The sequence below is a fragment of the Nostoc sp. DedQUE09 genome, from assembly GCF_034530915.1.
In the GTDB taxonomy this organism is placed as follows: domain Bacteria; phylum Cyanobacteriota; class Cyanobacteriia; order Cyanobacteriales; family Nostocaceae; genus Nostoc.
Genome location: NZ_JAVRCE010000001.1, coordinates 268,176 through 286,986, shown reverse-complemented (window position 1 = coordinate 286,986; position 18,811 = coordinate 268,176). Strand labels below are relative to the sequence as shown.

At 41.4% G+C, this 18,811-nt stretch carries 15 protein-coding genes and 1 tRNA gene; 9 read left to right on the top strand and 7 right to left on the bottom strand.

Annotated features, from left to right (window positions below):
* Positions 1 to 159 precede the first annotated feature (159 nt).
* Positions 160 to 231 (top strand) — tRNA-Gln (locus tag RMY27_RS01210).
* 93 nt (positions 232 to 324) lie between these two features.
* Here the strand turns inward: RMY27_RS01210 and RMY27_RS01205 are convergent.
* Positions 325 to 804 carry a hypothetical protein gene (locus RMY27_RS01205; RefSeq protein WP_322659719.1) on the bottom strand — a complete coding sequence of 160 codons (480 nt, stop codon included), beginning with the start codon at positions 802 to 804 and terminating at the stop codon, positions 325 to 327.
* 203 nt (positions 805 to 1,007) lie between these two features.
* Between RMY27_RS01205 and RMY27_RS01200 the strand changes: the two genes are divergently transcribed.
* Positions 1,008 to 2,306 carry a hypothetical protein gene (locus RMY27_RS01200; RefSeq protein ID WP_322659717.1) on the top strand — a complete coding sequence of 433 codons (1,299 nt, stop codon included), beginning with the start codon at positions 1,008 to 1,010 and terminating at the stop codon, positions 2,304 to 2,306.
* Positions 2,307 to 2,492: 186 nt separating this feature from the next.
* Here RMY27_RS01200 and RMY27_RS01195 read toward each other — a convergent pair whose 3' ends face one another.
* The 4 genes from RMY27_RS01195 to RMY27_RS01180 form a co-directional block, all read right to left on the bottom strand.
* Positions 2,493 to 3,638: a SpoIID/LytB domain-containing protein gene (locus RMY27_RS01195; protein ID WP_322659715.1), complete on the bottom strand. Its 1,146-nt coding sequence runs from the start codon at positions 3,636 to 3,638 to the stop codon at positions 2,493 to 2,495.
* A 450-nt stretch (positions 3,639 to 4,088) separates the two neighbouring features.
* Positions 4,089 to 6,281: a polysaccharide biosynthesis tyrosine autokinase gene (locus tag RMY27_RS01190; RefSeq protein ID WP_322659714.1), complete on the bottom strand. Its 2,193-nt coding sequence runs from the start codon at positions 6,279 to 6,281 to the stop codon at positions 4,089 to 4,091.
* On the bottom strand, positions 6,274 to 6,438 hold the full coding sequence (locus RMY27_RS01185) for a hypothetical protein (RefSeq protein ID WP_322659712.1): 165 nt from the start codon (positions 6,436 to 6,438) through the stop codon (positions 6,274 to 6,276). Before RMY27_RS01185 ends, RMY27_RS01190 begins: the two co-directional genes overlap by 8 nt.
* Positions 6,439 to 6,913: 475 nt before the next feature.
* On the bottom strand, positions 6,914 to 7,873 hold the full coding sequence (locus tag RMY27_RS01180; RefSeq protein ID WP_322659710.1) for a ribonuclease Z: 960 nt from the start codon (positions 7,871 to 7,873) through the stop codon (positions 6,914 to 6,916).
* Positions 7,874 to 8,364: 491 nt separating this feature from the next.
* Between RMY27_RS01180 and RMY27_RS01175 the strand changes: the two genes are divergently transcribed.
* Positions 8,365 to 10,113: an endonuclease gene (locus RMY27_RS01175; protein WP_322659708.1), complete on the top strand. Its 1,749-nt coding sequence runs from the start codon at positions 8,365 to 8,367 to the stop codon at positions 10,111 to 10,113.
* Between the two features lie 202 nt (positions 10,114 to 10,315).
* Here the strand turns inward: RMY27_RS01175 and RMY27_RS01170 are convergent, their stop codons facing one another.
* Positions 10,316 to 10,735 (bottom strand): hypothetical protein, encoded by a 420-nt coding sequence (locus RMY27_RS01170; RefSeq protein WP_322659706.1) that lies wholly within the window; start codon positions 10,733 to 10,735, stop codon positions 10,316 to 10,318.
* Between the two features lie 53 nt (positions 10,736 to 10,788).
* Entirely contained in the window at positions 10,789 to 11,364 is a 576-nt protein-coding gene (gene cobU, locus RMY27_RS01165) for a bifunctional adenosylcobinamide kinase/adenosylcobinamide-phosphate guanylyltransferase (RefSeq protein WP_322659704.1), read from the bottom strand.
* 393 nt (positions 11,365 to 11,757) lie between these two features.
* Here cobU and RMY27_RS01160 point away from each other — a divergent pair, with 393 nt between their 5' ends.
* The 6 genes from RMY27_RS01160 (at position 11,758) to RMY27_RS01135 (ending at position 18,791) form a co-directional block, all read left to right on the top strand.
* Positions 11,758 to 12,585 carry a hypothetical protein gene (locus RMY27_RS01160; protein ID WP_322659702.1) on the top strand — a complete coding sequence of 276 codons (828 nt, stop codon included), beginning with the start codon at positions 11,758 to 11,760 and terminating at the stop codon, positions 12,583 to 12,585.
* A gap of 203 nt (positions 12,586 to 12,788) precedes the next feature.
* Positions 12,789 to 13,721, top strand: coding sequence for a glycosyltransferase family A protein (locus RMY27_RS01155; protein WP_322659700.1), 933 nt, complete (start codon positions 12,789 to 12,791; stop codon positions 13,719 to 13,721).
* 24 nt (positions 13,722 to 13,745) lie between these two features.
* A complete protein-coding gene (locus RMY27_RS01150) occupies positions 13,746 to 14,702 on the top strand; it encodes a glycosyltransferase family 2 protein (protein ID WP_322659698.1) in 957 nt (318 codons plus the stop codon).
* A gap of 2 nt (positions 14,703 to 14,704) precedes the next feature.
* Complete coding sequence (hpsU, locus tag RMY27_RS01145) at positions 14,705 to 15,286, top strand: hormogonium polysaccharide biosynthesis acetyltransferase HpsU (RefSeq protein WP_322659696.1); 582 nt, start codon at positions 14,705 to 14,707, stop codon at positions 15,284 to 15,286.
* A gap of 520 nt (positions 15,287 to 15,806) precedes the next feature.
* Positions 15,807 to 18,203, top strand: coding sequence for a response regulator (locus tag RMY27_RS01140; RefSeq protein WP_322659694.1), 2,397 nt, complete (start codon positions 15,807 to 15,809; stop codon positions 18,201 to 18,203).
* A 111-nt stretch (positions 18,204 to 18,314) separates the two neighbouring features.
* Positions 18,315 to 18,791 carry a hypothetical protein gene (locus tag RMY27_RS01135; protein WP_322659692.1) on the top strand — a complete coding sequence of 159 codons (477 nt, stop codon included), beginning with the start codon at positions 18,315 to 18,317 and terminating at the stop codon, positions 18,789 to 18,791.
* The last annotated feature ends 20 nt before the right edge of the window (positions 18,792 to 18,811 follow it).

Here is an 18,811-nt window from a genome sequence, read left to right as displayed (position 1 = left end):
CAAAAATTCAAGGGTTCACCTGAAAGTGATGAAACAAGGAAAGTGCAGGGATTCCCACCAATCAATGTCTTGCTGTAAAAACCGATTATCTGAAATCAACTATTAAAGTACTTGACATTAACCCAGGACTAAGTGTTATATTAACCATAGTGAAATTGTTGGGGCGTCGCCAAGTGGTAAGGCAGCGGGTTTTGGTCTCGCCATCCCTGGGTTCGAATCCTAGCGCCCCAGTTAATCTAAAGACAGGCTGTTATACCTGTCTTTTTGAGTAATTAATTGCATTTTTAAGATGTGTCTCAATGCATATAATTGATTGTGTAAATGTTACTTATCAGGAGATTTGAGAGCTTGATCTAAAGTCTTCCGAGCCAGTTCTGCTTTAGCTCGTGCTTCCTGGTAACGCACATTAGCTTGGGCAAAATTTTTGAGAACTTTAAAACCTTCCTTGAGTCGAGTAATTTCCTCTTCTGTCACCGACTCATCGGTAAACAGAATATCAACAGCTTTCCGAATTTCCAACGCTTCAGCTCGTGACTCCTGAACTTTCAGCTTGAGCGTCGCCAGGTTACTCAGAATCTGGACAGCTTGTGTAATGGTATCCTCACCACTAGTAGTATCAATAGTTGACTCTTTTACCTCAATTAATTGTTGAGGGCCAAATCCTTCTTCCAGTTCCGTGGGTAGCTTACCTGCATCCATCAGTTCCATTAGCTGATCCATTGCTTTATCACGGGCTTTAGCTGAATCTTTTCCAGAAACAGTAAGGATAATTTCTGGACTTTGAGCGAGAGTGTATTGAACCATATTTGAGCAGAAAATTTGCTGATTTAACCAAGCTGAGGCAAGTAATTATATCATTTTGCGTGTCAGATCATTTGGTTTTTCTCCCCCTTTCCCTTTCCCCTTTCGCCTTTAACCGAACCGTATTGCCTCTACCCCTGCTAAGTCGCTCAAAATAAAACTTTATACTTAAGAAAAGAAATAATTTTCAATAGGAGGGGAGAGCAATGGCTCCCAGTCCCACCATCATGCAGGCTGTGGAACAACTGGGCTACCGTGTCACCGTTGGTGATGTGGCAACTCAGGCAGGATTGAACGTCGCCGAAGCTAATCAAAGCTTGTTAGCCCTGGCGTCTGATGCTGGCGGACATTTACAGGTAGCGGATTCAGGTGATATAGTTTTCCTCTTTCCACAAAATTTTCGAGCAATTTTGCGTAATAAATACTTCCGGCTACGATTGCAGGAATGGTGGAAAAAAGTCTGGAGTGTTCTGTTTTACCTGATTCGCATTTCTTTTGGAATTTTCTTAACTGTTTCCATCGCCCTGATCGCTATTACCATCTTCATCATCGTTACTGCTGCCAATTCAGATCGTGACGGCGACAATCGGGGCAGTAATTTCGGTGGTGGGGGCTTCTTCTATTTTCCAAATTTATTTTGGTATCTTAGCCCAAATTATGACACCCACTACCAGGAACCGCGACGTGGAAGCGGGGAAGAAAGCAATCTGAATTTCTTTGAAGCTGTGTTTTCGTTTTTGTTTGGCGATGGTAATCCGAACGCCAACTTAGAAGAACGTCGTTGGCAAGAAATTGCTACGGTGATTCGGAGTAACCGTGGTGCAGTGGTAGCAGAGCAAATTGCCCCATATTTGGATGACATTGGCCAGGGATATACCAGAGAGTACGAAGATTATATGCTGCCCGTTCTGGCGCGATTTAATGGGCAACCAGGGGTAAGTCCAGAAGGGCAAATTGTTTATTATTTCCCAGAGTTGCAGGTGAGTGCAGTTAAAAAGCGCCGTCATGCAATATCAGATCACTTGGAGGAATTTCCCTGGCGTTTTAGTGCCGCAAGTTCCGGGCAAATTATGTTGAGTGCTGGGTTAGGGATACTAAATTTTGTTGGTGCTTTAGTACTGGGAAGTTTATTGAGAGATGGAACTGTTGCCGTCCAGTTAGGTGGACTGGTAGCTTTTGTACAAGGAATTTATTGGCTGCTATTGGCTTACGGAGTAGGTTTTTTAGGTATACCGTTATTGCGTTATTTCTGGATTCAGTGGCGTAATCGCAAAATAGGCGATCGCAATCGCGATCGCCTTTCCAGAGCAAGGCTATTGGCAAATCCTGATTCACTTTTGCAACAAAAAATCAACTATGCTCAACAATTTGCGACAGAAAAAGTCATTGGCAACGAAGATTTAGTGTATTCTAGCGAAACTGACTTACTCGACCAAGAAGTTGAACGTTCTGCAAAAATTGATGCTGAATGGCAACGGCGCTTAGAACGTGGGAGTGGGGAATAGGGAGCAGAGGGGCAGAGGGGCAGAGGGGCAGAGGGGCAGAGGAGCAGGGGAGCAGGGGAGCAGAGGGGCAGGGGAGCAGAGGGGCAGAGGGGCAGAGGAGCAGGGGAGCAGAGGAGCAGGGGAGCAGGGGAGCAGAGGGGCAGGGGGAGAAGAATTAATAATCAGTCCCCAATGCCCAATTCCTGATTACTTCGCCTGAATTGGTGTTAGAGCTACACCTTTATAATAGTGTCCCAAAATTTGCAGGTGGTTCACTCCTTGCCGAGCCAGATTGTACGCCCCCCACTGACTCATGCCTAAACCATGACCATAGCCAAGGCCTTGCAGTACAAAACTACCATCAGCCCCCTTGGTGACGCTAAATTTTGTACTTTTTAACTTGAGGGCTGTTCGCACTTTCTCGCCTTCTAGCAACTTCGTGCCCTTGTTGCCGACAATTTTTAAAACTTTAACACTGCGGAAAGGTGAGTATGTCTCTGGAATCATCGCCGTCACACTGCCCACCTCAGGAAATTTAGCGCTAATTTCACTGGGCGAGAAGGTTTTCACCCAATTACACTCGCGGATATTTTGATCGTAGTCTTGAACAGCACGTAGGTAGGGGAGAGTATTTCCCCAAACATCTTCTACGTTTTCAGTGTGTCCTCCAGAACAAGCATGAAAGACTGAGAGAATAATCCGGTTTTTATAAGTTAGTACCTGCCCTAGAGTAGAATCCACTGCGGCGTAAGTCGCAGGAGATTCACTGATGACACCTTTGTAAATTTGCCAGCGATCGGGGGTATTGCCTAAATCGTAAACAGGATTATTTCGTTGTTTTTCTCGTTCGTAGAGGGCGTAAGTGCGGGCTGCGATCGCTTGGGCTTTTAGTGCTTCTTGGGGCCAGCTAGCATTCATTTCGCCACCAAGAACGCTGTAGAGATATTCTTGATCGTCAACCCAGTTAACAGCCGTTAAGCCTTTTTCTGTGGGGACAACCAGAGTTCTGCCTCGATACCAGCGATCGCCAATATAAACAAATCCTTTACCAGTTGGCTCAATCCAAAATAAACCAGACTGCCACTTATCTAAAGCAACTCCACCAGGAACGGCTTGGGCATAATATGCACTCATCGCTGGCAACTGTCCGAGAGTCCGGCCAGTACTATCCTTAACAATTCCAGTGGTAGAACTGCCCACTTTTACCTGATTAACGCCCCTCTCAATTGCCACGCGCAGGATTACAGACGCTTGGGCTGGGGCAACCAAAGCTATCCACAAAAATATACTTACCCACCAATGACGTACTTTAATCTGGGAAAATAAAGAGCCTAAGTAAAGTTGGAATTTCATACCGATCATCTAATCACACTAGTATCTAATTGACGCTCTTAACTATGGCGTCTACTACTTTAAGATGAGACAGTTCTCCAACGCGGGAGGTTGCCACCTCCTACTAATTATGCATTTTACTTTAGCTATCAGGTAGAAATCAGGTGAAGGAGACAGGAGGCAGGGGGAGAATTTCTCTCCTCTACCTGTTTCCAATGCCCAATGCCACTAGTTTTTTCTCTTGTTAGGCATTGCATTAACACCTGCTAAATTAATTGGGTGAAAGCAGATCAATGCATAGTAAAAAGATGCAATCACTTAGCGATGGCGCAAGCACCCACCGAAAGCGATCGCATTGCTCAAATATATTCCAATTCGGTTGAGAATACAGTCAAAAATTTGTTGCAGTAATTGGGGAAAGTAAATTGTCCAAATCTTACTGCTGTGGAAAAGAAACTTTTGTTCTTCGATTTACGATGCCAATACCTTTTGAGAATTGCTCACTTCATTAGCGATAATTCCAATTAAATTCAACTTACTCAAAATTTCTGTTGCTTGAATCAGTTCGGTTCGAGTCACTTTCCCCATACGCTCTACCATTACAATACCACTGCAAAAAGATGCCACAATTCTGGCATCAACCTTGCCTAAAATAGATGGAGCATCTATTAGTACTAGGTCATAATTTTGCTCAAACGCCTCTATTAGTTCTTTCATTCGTTGAGAACTGAGCAACTTCACTGTGTCTTCTGGTTCTGGTCCAGCAGTCAAAATATCAATGGAGGGATGAATGGGCTGGATATAATCTTGAAAATGAGTAGTTGTCTCATCAACTAATAACAGAGATAGTCCCCAATCATTAGATAGTTCCAGGATTTTGTGCAAGCTAGGATTATGTAGATTAGCGTCAATTACCAATACTCGTCTATGCATTCGGGCAGCGCTAGCTACAAGCCCTAATACTAAGGTTGTCTTTCCTTCCCCTGGTAGTGCTGAAGTAAACATCAGCGACTTGAACGGTAAGGGATATTTTAATATTTGAATATTTTGGTAGATCATATCCAAAGTTTCATGGACGGGCAATTTATTACTGACTTCTATTACAGAAGAATCTGAGCTTCTTCGGTTGTTCCAAGGCAGCCCAATCTGCCGCTTTTTGACACCACGTGACGGTAGTTTTGGTACCGATCCCAGTACACGTAGGTTCGTCAGTTTCTTTAAATCTCCGGCATAATAAATAGCGTCATTAAACTTTTCCAAAATCAGGGCTGCTAATATACCTAAAATCGGCCCAATTACTGCTCCTCCAGTCAGAAGTAATAATCTGTTGTTACCCATATAAGTACCGACAGAAGGTTCTGCCAAAACTTGCCAGTTGTATCCTTCCTGAGCAATTTTCAGTCCTAATGACTGTTGCACTTGGAGTAGTTGTTCAAGGTTTTTGCGACTAGTTTCTACCTTTGGCAGCAGACGATTATACTCTGCTATTAAACTTGGGTATTTGTTTAGCTCAGAGCGTATTTGCTGTTCTGACTCGACTAGATTTTTTTCATTGGCAGTTAGCCCTAAAACACTTGTCTTTACCAAAACAAACTCATCTACTAACGTTGGGTCAACCCCTAGCATTTGTCCTTTGAATAAGGGTTTTTCTTTACTAGTATTAGTAATATTTTTTACCTCTTCTCGTAAGAGCGAAAGTTGACTTTGACGTTGCTGCTTTAATTTTTGTACCGATGGGTAATCATCTGTATAGCGTAGCCGCTCTTTAGCCAATGCCAGTTCAGTTTTTTGAATTTCACTTAATAATGCTTGATAGCGGCTTGACTGATTTAAACGAGAAGAAAGTAGTGTGTTCTGCTGAGACGAAGAGGCTATTAGTTGCTCTAGATTATCGTAACGAGCGTTTACATCCTGAAGGTTGGCACGAGTGGTTTGTAGCTGTTGTTGAATATCCGCTAGAGATTCTAGCAGAATTTTGCTTTGGACTTCGGGATCGAGTAATTTATGTTTTTTACGAAACTGTTCTAAGTTTTTCTCAGCTTTACTTACCTCTTTTTTGATCTCAGGTAGACGAGTATTTACAAAAGCTAATCCCTGATTCAAACGTTCTTTTTGTTGCTGTTTATTGTAGTTTTGATAGACTTTCTGTAGAGCTTGAAGCACTCTTTGTGCTTTTACTGGATCTTTATCATTAAAAGAAACTTTAAATACTTGATTAAAAACTTTATTTGCTCCTATGCCTCCTGCTTCTGGAGTTACTTCTAAAGGCGCTTTGTTGTTATGTTGTTTTTGACCATTGATATCTTGTAAAGTAAGCTCAGGATAATCAGAATGGAGTAAATTTACAGCTTTCTGAAGCAACTTAGAACTCAGCATGAGTTTCATCTGAGTAGTGGAATCAACAACTTGAGAATTTGAATTAGTAACCTGAGTATTTGACTGTGACCCTTCAGATAAATTGGAATTCACCAATATCTGCATATTACTCTGGTAAGTAGGTTTGGCATTGATAGCCAAGAGGCTAGCAACTGACATAACTACACAGGAAACCCCAAAGATCAGAAAGCGTCGGCGAAGCAAAATAGTAGATAGTTGTCTGATGTCAACTGCGCCTTGTGTTGAAGTAGTAACCTGTTGCTTTTGATTCAGACTAGTCTTAGCCACTATTAAACTCCTCTAATATCGAAACACTATATTTATTTGGAAGATTTATGAGAAATATGAAATGATTTTTTACACCTAATAGCTGCGATCGCATACTTAATTCTTCCAACAATGACAAGCTAATTTGGCACAACATTATGCCAATTGGCGCTTTCATGTTCATCAATTCATGCATATAAATTCTGAATCAGTGTTAGAAGGATAAATTTTTAATAAATATTTTATTTAAGGAATAAAAATCTTGACGAAAAATTAATTATTTTTCCTAAGTATTTGAGTATAAAATTATCCAACTCATAATATTACTAGATATATTATAGTTAATTTAATAACTTGTAATAGAAAAAACACATTGATAAAAATATTTAAACCATAGTATTTGTATATTCTTGATACATCTAGTTAACCGTAAATTGTTGGTTAAATAGTTTACTTACTCGAAAAATAAAGCTACTGTTTATTTGCTTGATCTTATGATTGCGACTATTAAAATATAAGATAGAACTTGGTTAATTTTAGATTTTAGATTAGAAGCGTTCAATAGGAAATCTAAAATCTAAAATCGTTAGACTGAGCGTAGCCGTACCCTTCCAGGGAAGCTACGCGTAGCGTTACACAGGAAAGTCCAAAATTTAAACGCCTACCTTGGTTAACTCTATTTCCCGCCGTCTGGGTACTTCATGAATCATAAAATCGTAAGCCATATCAGTACGGGGGAAAATAGCACGAGCTTCCTTAAGAAGATCCTTTAACTCCAAGGTATTTCCGGGAGCATAGCGAGGACTAAAATGACTCATAATCAGTCGATGCGCGCCAGCAGCTAAAGCTGTTTGCGCTGCCATTGTGGTTGTGGAATGCAACCGCTGGAAAGCCATATCTGCATCTTGATGGGCAAAGGTTGCTTCGTGAATTAATACATCGACATCATCAGCTAATTCCACTGCACCATCACAATAAATTGTATCTGTACAATAGGCAATCTTTCGACCAATTTCTGTAGGGCCGCACAATTGGGTGCCATCAATCACCCGTCCGTCTGTAAGGGTAACTGTTTCACCCCGCTTGAGTTGACCGTAAACCCGACCAGGAGGAATTTGCAATGCCTTGGCTTTTTCCACATCAAAGCGTCCGGCTCGGTCTTTTTCGGCTACGCGGTAGCCGAAAGCTGTAATTCGATGATGCAAATTACCGCAGCTAACGGTGAAGTCATTGTCTTCATAAATTATCCCTGGACGGATGGCGTGAACTTTGATCGGGTAAGAAAAATGCGTGTAAGAATAACGTGAGGCGGATTGAATGTAATCATTTAATCCAGGTGGCCCATAGATATCAATTCGTTCCACATTGCCAGCCAAGCCGCAAGTAGCAAGAAGTCCCATCAAGCCAAAGATGTGGTCGCCGTGCATGTGGGTGATAAAAATTCGGGAGAGTTGACTGATTTTCAGTTCACTCCGCATAATTTGATGCTGAGTACCTTCGCCACAGTCAAATAACCACAGTTCTGCCCTTTGGGGTAATCTCAGAGCGACACTGGAAACATTGCGCGATCGCGTGGGTACACCGGAACTCGTCCCTAAGAATGTTATCTGCACAGTGTTCTTTAGTCTTCCTATTGCTCAATTTGCAGCTCTATTTTCTATAGTGGCACGGTTATTGAGCAAAATATTTAGGAATTTGAGCATTGGGCATGGGGCAAAACAGTTCCGAGTTTCGTTAGCAGGGCATTTAGCCTGTTTCCAGTTTTGAGTAAAGAAGTAAGATTCCCCAGCAGTCTTGAGGAGCATGGAGCATTTGTTACTAGTTACGATCACAATTTAGTATCTGCAAGTGACTAGATAATAAGTTGATAAATACCAAATGACTGCTGTATTATTGGTTGTGTTATGACTTCTTCTTGGGAATCGAAGTACATCTCTTAATACAAACATAAGCTTGCACTCAATAGTTGATTTTGGACTGAAACAGATAGATTGTTTTTCTTAGTCAAATGGCTTTAGAAAAACTTCAATTTCTTTGCTTCTCATATCTTCGGAATGGCGCTCCAACTGAGTTAAGTCTCTATTTGCAATTAAGGAGAATGTTCATGAGTTCTTTCCGAAAAGTCTTGCATACACTGTGCTTTATCGTTTTTCTTGCATTCTGGCTTCCTTCAGGAATCGCTCATGCTGTACAAGTTACATCTTTGGTAGGGAGTCCTACGCAATTAACGATTACCACCTTTAACGTCGAAAACCTCGATCCTAAAAAGGAAAACGTCTCTAAGGTTGATGATAGGTCGCCCAGAAACGTCGATGATGATGTGAGAAACGGTAAGTTTACAGCTTTGGCAAACCAGATTGTTACTAATCTTGAAAAACCAGATATTCTTGCTTTGCAAGAAGTACAAGACAATGATGGAGCTGAGTTAAGTTCTGTAGTTGATGCTACTCTGACTGCTGACACTCTAATCAGTTCTATCCAATCTGTAGGAGGCCCAGCCTATGAATATCGGGAAATTCCTCCTCAGAACGGACTTGATGGAGGCCAACCAGGTGGCAATATTCGGGTAGGCTTTTTGTTCAATCCTCAACGAGTTAAGCTACAAAAGCTTGAACGCTTTGCGGACGATCCAGCTTTTTTAAAAAGTCGCAAACCTTTAGTGGGTGAATTTACTTTCAACGATATTCCCATCACCCTAATAAACAATCACTTTGCTTCTAAAAGTGGAGGAGCAGCTTCCAACCCAAAACGGATACAGCAGGCAACAATTGTTAACAAATTTGTCGAAAATCGCTTAACTACTGACCCAAATGCAAATATTATCGTCCTTGGCGATCTAAACGATACTCCAGACTCCCAGCCGATTAAAATCCTTGAAGGAAATCAGCTGAAAAATTTGGTAAACAAAATTCCTCAAGATGACCGCTTCTCTTATGTCTTTCAAGGGAATAAGGAACAAATTGACCAAATCCTGATTACCCCAAATTTGTTTAACAATGGAAATCCTGAGATCAATGCTGTTCACGTTAACGCAGGGATTTCTGGAGTAGTCAGCGATCATGACCCTGTGATTGCTCGATTTACTCTACCAGCGATTGGTGAAACTACTCCCATTCCATCAGTCCCAGTTAGCAGTCCTGAACCACCAGTTACACCAGGCACAATTCTTTCTGGTGTTACAGGAGACGATTTACTGGAAAAACTAGACAGCCTTTACTCCCCTCGTGCTAGCCTCGGATATGGTAGTGCCCGTGATTTGCTCTACACCAAAATAGATAACCAAGGCGGTACAGTAACGGACATCTACGCTGGTTACAGTGTTCCGCTCGACCCAAATTCAGATAAACCCAGAGAGGAAGCAGCACGACACAGAATCAATGCTGAACACGTCTGGCCGCAGAGTATGGGAGCTGAAGGCCCAGCAAAAAGCGATTTGCATAACCTCTTTGCTTCACGTATAGAAATTAACAGCGATCGCGCCAACTTTCCATTTGGAGATATTCCTGATAATCAAACTATGTCTTGGTATCTCGATGATGATGAGCTAAGTTTCCAACCAAGTCCGCAGGATATTGACAAATACAGTGAATTCAGACGGGGATTCTTTGAACCACGAGAGGCGAAGAAAGGAGATATTGCTCGGGTAATTTTCTATTTCCGCACAGTCTATCCAGAACTGGCGAATGCAAGCTTCTTTGAAGCACAAAAGGACACTCTCTGTAAGTGGCAAGCAGACGATCCAATTGATGCTGGTGAGGTAGCACGCAGTCATGCGATCGCTAAAACACCCCAAGGTAATGATAATCCCTTTGTATTAGATTCTACCCTGCCCCAACGAACCTACTGCAACTAAAAAATACATAGGTCTTAACTCTATCCTGGTGGGAAGAGTTTTAGACCTGCATTTTTGAGAAATTGAGCAGATGGGTTTTTCGACAGCCGTTGAAGTTGCAATTGGTTTTATAGGGAACTCCAAAAAATAAATTATCCCGTTTGAAGTTGCTGACTGTTAATTGTGGGATATTTTTTTATTTGGAAGTCCCATAGCAATTTTTTTATGTAATATTCTTTACAAGCCGATCGCGAATTGTTTGGAGTTGGTTTTGAGTTTTAATTGGCTCTCGTGGTGCTGGCAATTCAGTATTCGGCCAGTTAGGTAAATCATTGCAGGGACATAACAACGCCGGCATCCCGACGTTTCGCGCAACTACTGGCATACTGCATCGGCTGCAAGGTAGCATATTCCATGTTGGCGTCAACAATTCAGCAATAGTTTCATGTGTACCCTCAAGGTAACAATCACCCGATTGCGATGAAATAATTTTTTGCCAGCATTCTTCAAATTCTTCACTATAGCGATCGCCATTTAGCACCGATTGGGGCAAAAAGCTTGCCTCACCGTTGCCCGTAATCACTCTCTTACCTAACTGAAACCAGTAGGCAAGGTATTTTCTTACTTCTTGTTTGGTTGCCATATTACAATTCTAGATTGTTAAATTTCAGATTTGGGATTGATTTGAATCAAGAGTTAAGAATCTTGACTTCTGAATGTTCCAGCATCTCCTTTATTTGGCAATGGCGAACCAAGGATGCTGAGATTGAGAACATGACCACTAGTCACTAAATAAACAGTTTCACTGAGTGAAGCTAGCTGGCGTACTAAAGAACCGAGGCGATCGCGGAACATCCTTCCAAGGGGATAAGCTGGTATCACACCCCAACCCACTTCTTCTGCTACAAACAGCATATCAGCAGCAACCAATTCCACCGTCTCCAAAAACTCTGCAAGGGTATTTTCCCAGCTAGATTCATCCTCTTCTAGGAGATTAGCAACCCAAGTCCCTAAAGAATCAACTAAGAGGCAAGTATGGGGTTTGGCATCAGCGAGGGTAGCAGACAGTTCTACAGGTACAGATAAAGTTACCCAATCTTGGGGACGACGTTGTTGGTGTTCTAAAATGCGTTGGTGCCACTCTTGGTCATCTGGGTTATCGGTGGCTGTTGCTATATAAACAACTGCTTTTCCTGACTGCATAGCTAAAGTTTCTGCCCATTCACTTTTACCAGATCGTGCTGGCCCTGTTACTAAGATAATTTTACCCAAAGTTTTTTACCCACTCAGTGCTGAGTGCTGAGTGCTGAGTGCTGAGTAAATTTCAGAAGTACTCAGTACTTCCGCACTACGGTAAAAGCCCCGCCCCTTGTGGGCGGTCTTTCAACTCAGCACGGGCTAAACGCCCCGCTTCCGCTAACAGCACTTAGAACTCAGAACTCTTCATTGAGTATTTTAACAAGAGAGACAGGAGGCAGCCCCGATGAATAAATTTCACCACATTTTTTTACTTCATGGGTGAGATTTTTGGTTTCAAATAACTTTTAAGGGATAAAATTAGCACCATCATCATTAGATGTTACAACTGGCAAAAGCCAAAAATCCCAACTACCCCATTCTTAATTATTCAATACTACTGGGGACAGCAAACTTTAGGATGTTTTTATGAACGCAGGCTTAAAACGCATTGAAGCAACTCTACACGATTTAGGCAATCGCGGCACTGCCTCTACTGCCGAAACAACTGATTCGACAACAAAACGGCCTTTCTCCTTTAGAATCAGCGTCGGAGCTAACGAACCTACAGAAAGTACACAAATTCCATCCTCTCAGGATGAGGAAGTAAAGTCACAAGGACAAACAGTTGACTTAAGCGTAAATACTGAAAATTATTCTCCTTCTGACCAAAATTTCTTTCCTCACCATGAATCTGTGCAGACCTTTCAAGCAGAAGAGAATGGTAACAAAACACCCAGCCTACCCAAGTTGAAAACTCCGACCTTTAGTAGCCATCGCCACGGAGCGAATCCAGCATTGGCGATGAATCTATTGCAAGAAATTCAGGAAACTGTTGCTGGTTGGCAAACAGAATTGCAAAATATTTTGAAACAGATTCAGGATATTTACTTAGAAGGGCCAATTGTCAATGGCTGGTTAGAATCCAATCCCCCCGAACCAGAACCAGGAGGAACTGCGACACTGCGCCATGCAGAAGTTGACCGCCTGATGAACTACGTAGAAGAAATTTGTGCCACTGGTGGAAAAGTATCTTATCAATCATCTATTACTGGCTATCGCCTCTGTGGTGTAGACGATACTGGTAAAGTTTGGTCGCGTCCATGCCCACCGGATCAGGTTCCCAATGTTAGTATGGCGATCGCTCGTTACCAAAAGTTACGTCAACTGCTAGGGCGCAAGCAATCTTTGGAAACCCGCCTTAGTCAACTGGCGCAAACTCTTGTAGTTTTACACAGTCATATTCAACAAACGTAAAGTTTTAAAGATTATTTCCGAATAAACTCGGTTGGTAGGTCGGTAACTTTTGGTTTAGATTAACTCTCAGCAGTTATAGCGTTGGATTTAGATTTTAATCTAAAATCGTTCGACTGAGCGACTTGCCTTGAGCGTTCGCATAGCGTCTCGTAGAGAAGTCGAAAGGAGCCGAAGTCCCAAATCTCAAATCCAAAATTCAATCTATGCCAGACATCCAAATCTCTGCCATTATCTGTACCCACAATCGAGATACCTATTTAGGGGCTGCAATTGATAGTCTTTTAGATCAGGATTTTGCTGCTGACTTTGAAATTGTGATAGTTGATAATGGATCTAGCGATCGCACTCGTGAGGTTGTAGAACAAAGAAGCCACAATCCGCGCCTGAAGTATGTTTTTGAACCCACCATTGGTTTATCTGTCGCCCGCAACACGGGTGCAAAGGTAGCCAGTGGTGATATTCTTGCTTATCTAGATGATGATGCCGTTGCCAGTAAGGGCTGGTTACAAGTTTTATATTCTGCCTATTACAATAATTCTAAGCTAGCGATCGCAGGCGGCAAAGTCACTCTCCTCTGGCCCACAGGAATTCAACAACCACGGTGGCTATCTCCGGGACTAGCTGCAAATCTGGGTGCATACGATTTAGGTGACGGTAACATCTACATTGAGCAACCTGGCTTAACACCCAGAGGCTTAAATTACTCTATCCGCCGCAGTTTCCTCGAAGAAATTGGCGGTTTCGATCCCCATCTCGGTCGAGTGGGTAAAAATTTATTATCTAACGAAGAACTGCAAATGACCGAATTTGCTCTACAGCGTGGTTGGCAAGTTGCTTATCTTCCCGAAGCACTCGTCGCTCACAATGTAGCCCCAGAACGCCTCCAACGCTCCTGGTTTTTAAACCGGGGCTGGTGGCAGGGTATCAGTGAATGTTATCGAGAACAACTCGCTGGTAAAGCTGGGATCGCTCAATTACAGCGAGGTAGCGAACGGTTTGTGCGAGGCTTGTATAAGGCTTTACAGTATTTCTCCGATCCAGCAGAACGGTTTGACAAACTGGTGTATGCTTACGGTCAGATTGGTTACTTAAATGCTGCTATTCAAGGTCTTTTATCTACATCAAATAAGAAATAACCAGTAACATAATTTTTACTCAATATGTCATCTAAAATACCAGTTTCAGTACTAATTCCGGCAAAAAACGAACAAGCTAACTTGCCTGCTTGCCTTACTAGCCTCAGCAGAGCAGATGAAATATTTGTAGTAGATTCTCAAAGTACCGACAACAGCATTGAGATTGCTAAAAGTTACGGTGTAAATGTCGTACAATTCAACTTCAATGGACGCTGGCCTAAAAAGAAAAATTGGTCTTTAGATAATTTGCCTTTTCGCAACGAATGGGTACTAATTGTAGATTGTGATGAGCGCATTACCCCCGAACTTTGGGAAGAAATTGAGCAAGCAATTAAAAACGAGGAATATACAGGTTATTATCTCAACCGTCGCGTATTTTTCTTAGGAAAATGGATTCGTTATGGCGGGAAATATCCTGATTGGAATCTACGTTTATTTCAACATAAAAAAGGTCGCTACGAAAATCTCAATACAGAAGATATTCCTAATACTGGTGATAACGAAGTTCACGAACACGTGATTTTGCAAGGGAAAGTTGGGTATCTCAAAAATGATATGCTCCACGAAGACTTCCGCGACCTTTACCACTGGTTAGAACGGCACAATAGATATTCCAACTGGGAAGCCAGGGTTTATTTTAATATTCTTACAGGTAAAGATGATAGCGGTACTATCGGCGCTAATCTATTTGGTGATGCCGTACAACGCAAAAGATTTTTGAAAAAAGCGTGGGTACACCTACCATTTAAACCGATTTTGCGTTTTGTTTTGTTTTATATAATTCAACGCGGTTTTTTAGATGGCAAAGCGGGATATATCTATGCTCGTTTACTGAGTCAATATGAATATCAGATTGGCGTTAAGCTTTACGAATTACGCAACTGTGGTGGTCACTTAAATACTGCAACTACGCCGAAGGAGGGAGCAGGGGAGCAGGGAAGCAGAGAAGCAGAAGCAAAGCTATTGACCATTGATTCCTGATAATGACTAATGACCAACCTTTCGTAGATTTACGCAAATATGACCAATCTTGGTTTGACCGGGGGCGTCCAAGTTGGTATGTTTTATTATGGTGGTTTGTGCAAGCGATCGCTTTTCCTCTAACTCCTCAACCGTTAAATATTCTGCGTTGTGCTTTGCTGCGATTATTTGGCGCTCGTATCGGCAAAGGTGTATTAATTCGACCTACAGCCCGCTTTACCTACCCCTGGAAAGTCACCATTGGCAACTACAGTTGGATTGGAGATAACGTGGTTTTATATAGCCTCGACCAGATCCATATCGGCGAACATTGCGTAGTTTCCCAAAAAAGTTACTTGTGTACTGGTACTCACGATCTCCAAGATCCTGCCTTTGGGTTGAAAACAGCAAGTATCACCATTGAAAATGGTACATGGGTAGCGGCAGATTGTTTTATTGGCCCAGGAGTGCAAATCGGGGCTAATGCTGTAATTGGCGCTCGTAGTAGTGTTTTTACTAATATGCCTTCTGGGCAGGTTTGTTGGGGAAGTCCCTGTCGCCCCAAAACGGCTCGGATAAAACTCGATCCCTCCACAACCCCATAGATTTTTTATAAATAAACATAGTAAGGGCGTGCAGCTAGCTGTGCGCCCTTAACTTTTCCATATATATATTTATTTGTTTTTGGGAAAAGAATAAAAGTGCGATCGCTATATAGCTTTTTCTAATAAAAATGAGGTATGTATAGCAATCCTATTTGATTCCTTCTAGGAGAAGCAAGCGGCGTTTGAGGAACAAAACCCAATATTTCCGGGGCTTTGTTGGTTTGCGCTTTTCTTAACCCAACCGTATTGATATATACCCATTCTGTGGAAATAGTTAACTTTTAATTAAATCTTTTTAATTTCAAGTCCAAAATTTGTGCATATCTAAAAAAACTAGCAGAAAATATGATATACCAAATCAGCCAAGAGATAGTCTAGTCTAAATAGCAAAATTTTTTTTCTCATTCCAACAAGTAGATGATAAGGTGCTATCTGTCACACATGTTCATCAACTTGTCAAAGGTTTTATTTTAAAGGCAAATAAATTCGATAATTTTTTAAAATTTAATAAGAGGCAAGCATGAATTTTAATAAAAATGAAAAGCCTGTTATTTTAATAGTCGATGATACTCCTGTTAATCTACAAGTATTATTTGATTTTTTAGAGTATTACAGCTTTCAAGTTTTAGTAGCTGAAGATGGACAAAGTGCCATTAATATGGCACCTTATGCTTCACCTGACCTGATTTTGCTGGATATATTAATGCCAGGAATCGACGGTTTTGAGACTTGTAGACTTTTGAAAACAAATCCAGCCACTCAAGATATTCCCGTAATATTTATAACTGCCATGAGTGACAAGGTAGATAAAGTCAAAGGTTTGAATCTTGGCGCAGTAGATTACATTACCAAACCTTTAGATTATCAAGAGGTTTTAGCTAGGGTAAACACCCATTTACGTTTACGAAATCTCACAAAACAACTCACAGAGCAAAATAAACGTTTAGAGACTGAAATCTTGGAGCGCCTGCGGGTAGAGGAAAAACTACGATGTCATTCACATGCATTAGATGAGTGGAACAATCGCTATCAAGCACTAATTCAAGCAAGTGGTCAGATTCTCTATGACTGGCACTTACATACCAATGAGATTAAATATGGTGGCAATGTAGAGCGAATATTAGGTTACTCTATGCCTGAGATGTTGGGAGGTTTGAACCGCTGGCTAGAATTGGTTCATCCTGACGATCGCAACTTCTTTCACAAAGAGATTAACCGCGTTTTATCCACAAAAGAGCGATTCCATCTTGAATTTCGCGTATGTCGTAAAGATGGCATATATATCACAGTTGAGAACAACGGCTATATCTTTTTAGATTCTACAGGTAAAGTTGCTCGGATGGCGGGCTTTGTAATTGATATTACTGAACAGCAAGCTGCGCTACGCCAGCACAAAGATGCAGAACATAAAATCCGTGAGCAAGCTGCTTTGCTTAACATCACCACAGACGCGATTATCGTTCAAAATTTAATTAACCAAATTCAATTTTGGAATAAAGGAGCTGAACATCTTTATGGTTGGATGGCAGAAGAAGTAATGGGCAAGAATGCCAATCAGCTTTTTTATCAAAAGCAAAGTTTTTGCCAATTGAAAAACATCCAGGAAACTTTAGCTGAGAGTGGTTCGTGGCAAGGTGAATTACATCAAGTCACAAAACAACGCAAAGAAATCATCGTTGCTAGTCGCTGGACACTGGTAAATGATGATGAGGGGCAAGCCAAATCCGTCCTGATTGTCAACTCCGACATTACAGAGAAAAAGCAACTCGAAGCGCAGTTTCTCCGGGCCCAGCGGATGGAGAGTCTTGGCACTTTAGCAAGTGGAATCGCCCATGACCTCAACAATGCACTGACACCGATGATGATGACAGTACAACTTTTAGAGGCAAAGCTGCCAGATGAAACAAGTCAGAAATGGCTAACAATTATGGAAACAAATATTAAACGTGCAGCAGATTTAGTTAAACAAGTGCTGTGGTTTTCACGCGGCTCTGTAGGTAACTTTAAAACCTTACAGGTACAGAATTCAATTTTAGAAATTGAAAATATTGTTAAGCAAACATTTTCCAGAGCTATTGAAGTCCACATTGATGTTCCTGGGCAAAATCTGTGGAATGTCTTTGGTGATGCTACTCAGCTACACCAAGTGCTAATGAACCTCTGCATTAATGCTCGTGATGCTATGCCTCATGGCGGTATCCTAAAGATTTCTGCGAAGAATTTCTGGGTTGATAGCCACTATGCCCGGATGAATATTGATGCTAAGGCAGGTTCTTATGTGATGATTACTGTGAGTGATACAGGTACGGGAATTAAAAGAGAAATAGTAGATAGAATTTTTGAGCCATTTTTCACAACAAAAGAAGTGGGTAAAGGCACAGGGCTTGGTCTTTCAACAGTTCTTGGCATTATCAAAAGCCACAACGGTTTTGTAAATGTAGTTAGTGAAGTGGGCAAAGGTACAGAGTTTCAAGTTTGCTTACCCGTAATGCAGATAATCGAAGCAGATAATAAATTAGCTAGATATCAGGAATTACCAGCAGGGCATGGAGAATTAATTCTCGTTGTTGATGATGAAGATTCAATTCGAGAGGTTACTCAAACCTGGTTAGAACAAAATGCCTATAAAGTTTTAGTAGCTAGTGATGGTATTGATGCGATCGCACTATATACAAAATATCAACAAGAAATTAGTGTGGTATTGGTTGATATGATGATGCCATCTATGGATGGGCCAACAACTATCAATGTATTGAAAAAAATTAATCCAGATATCAAAATTATTGGTGTTAGTGGATTAGCCTCCAATCATGCAATGGTTAAAAACCTTGGTAATAGTGTTAAAACCCTTTTGTCTAAGCCCTACACCTCAAGCGACTTGTTAAGAAATTTACAGATGGTGATTAGCACAAAGTAGAGTTTGTCATTTGTCATTTGTCATTAGTGAATAACCAATTCCCAATGCCCAAGCAAAATGGTAAGTAGCAGTGGTAATATGTTTTTATGGCTGCTCTAATCCTTGCTATTAATGAACAAACTATTGGATGAAACGCTGTCAATCAAAATTGCTGAGCAGATAAACAGCAGAGCTAGCACTCCGTTTGATAATGCTTATAAAGCAGCATTATCCACTGAGGGAGCAAAGTATATTCAGGGATTTTTAGCTTTTGCTGGGAAGCCGTATAGACCGATTGAACACAGTTGGATTGAGCTAGACGACACCTCTGATGTTCGCATTATCGATCCCACATTACCTCACCTGAACAAAAATCCCCAAGAAATCTGGTATTTTGCAGCACATAGTCTGACTGTTAAAAAGCTGAAAGCCATCATTGAAGAATCAAAAGAAGATTATCCAGAAGACGATCCATTACCAATTTATGGCGATCCACCTTATGAATATTACGGTGATGTAATGTTGGGTGGTCAAGATTATCTGGCAGCATATCAAGCCGCAGAGGCTAAGTGCAGAGAAATCAACGAACTCAACTCTGAGAGTAACTAATAAAAATGAATTATTTAATT

Excerpts from the sequence above, each read along its gene's own strand:
- RMY27_RS01205 (WP_322659719.1), bottom strand. The coding sequence starts at position 804 with ATGGTTCAATACACTCTCGCTCAAAGTCCAGAAATTATCCTTACTGTT.
- RMY27_RS01200 (WP_322659717.1), top strand. The coding sequence starts at position 1,008 with ATGGCTCCCAGTCCCACCATCATGCAGGCTGTGGAACAACTGGGCTAC.
- RMY27_RS01195 (WP_322659715.1), bottom strand. The coding sequence starts at position 3,638 with ATGAAATTCCAACTTTACTTAGGCTCTTTATTTTCCCAGATTAAAGTA.
- RMY27_RS01185 (WP_322659712.1), bottom strand. The coding sequence starts at position 6,438 with ATGAAAGCGCCAATTGGCATAATGTTGTGCCAAATTAGCTTGTCATTG.
- RMY27_RS01175 (WP_322659708.1), top strand. The coding sequence starts at position 8,365 with ATGAGTTCTTTCCGAAAAGTCTTGCATACACTGTGCTTTATCGTTTTT.
- RMY27_RS01170 (WP_322659706.1), bottom strand. The coding sequence starts at position 10,735 with ATGGCAACCAAACAAGAAGTAAGAAAATACCTTGCCTACTGGTTTCAG.
- RMY27_RS01160 (WP_322659702.1), top strand. The coding sequence starts at position 11,758 with ATGAACGCAGGCTTAAAACGCATTGAAGCAACTCTACACGATTTAGGC.
- RMY27_RS01155 (WP_322659700.1), top strand. The coding sequence starts at position 12,789 with ATGCCAGACATCCAAATCTCTGCCATTATCTGTACCCACAATCGAGAT.
- RMY27_RS01150 (WP_322659698.1), top strand. The coding sequence starts at position 13,746 with ATGTCATCTAAAATACCAGTTTCAGTACTAATTCCGGCAAAAAACGAA.
- hpsU (WP_322659696.1), top strand. The coding sequence starts at position 14,705 with ATGACTAATGACCAACCTTTCGTAGATTTACGCAAATATGACCAATCT.
- RMY27_RS01140 (WP_322659694.1), top strand. The coding sequence starts at position 15,807 with ATGAATTTTAATAAAAATGAAAAGCCTGTTATTTTAATAGTCGATGAT.
- RMY27_RS01135 (WP_322659692.1), top strand. The coding sequence starts at position 18,315 with ATGAACAAACTATTGGATGAAACGCTGTCAATCAAAATTGCTGAGCAG.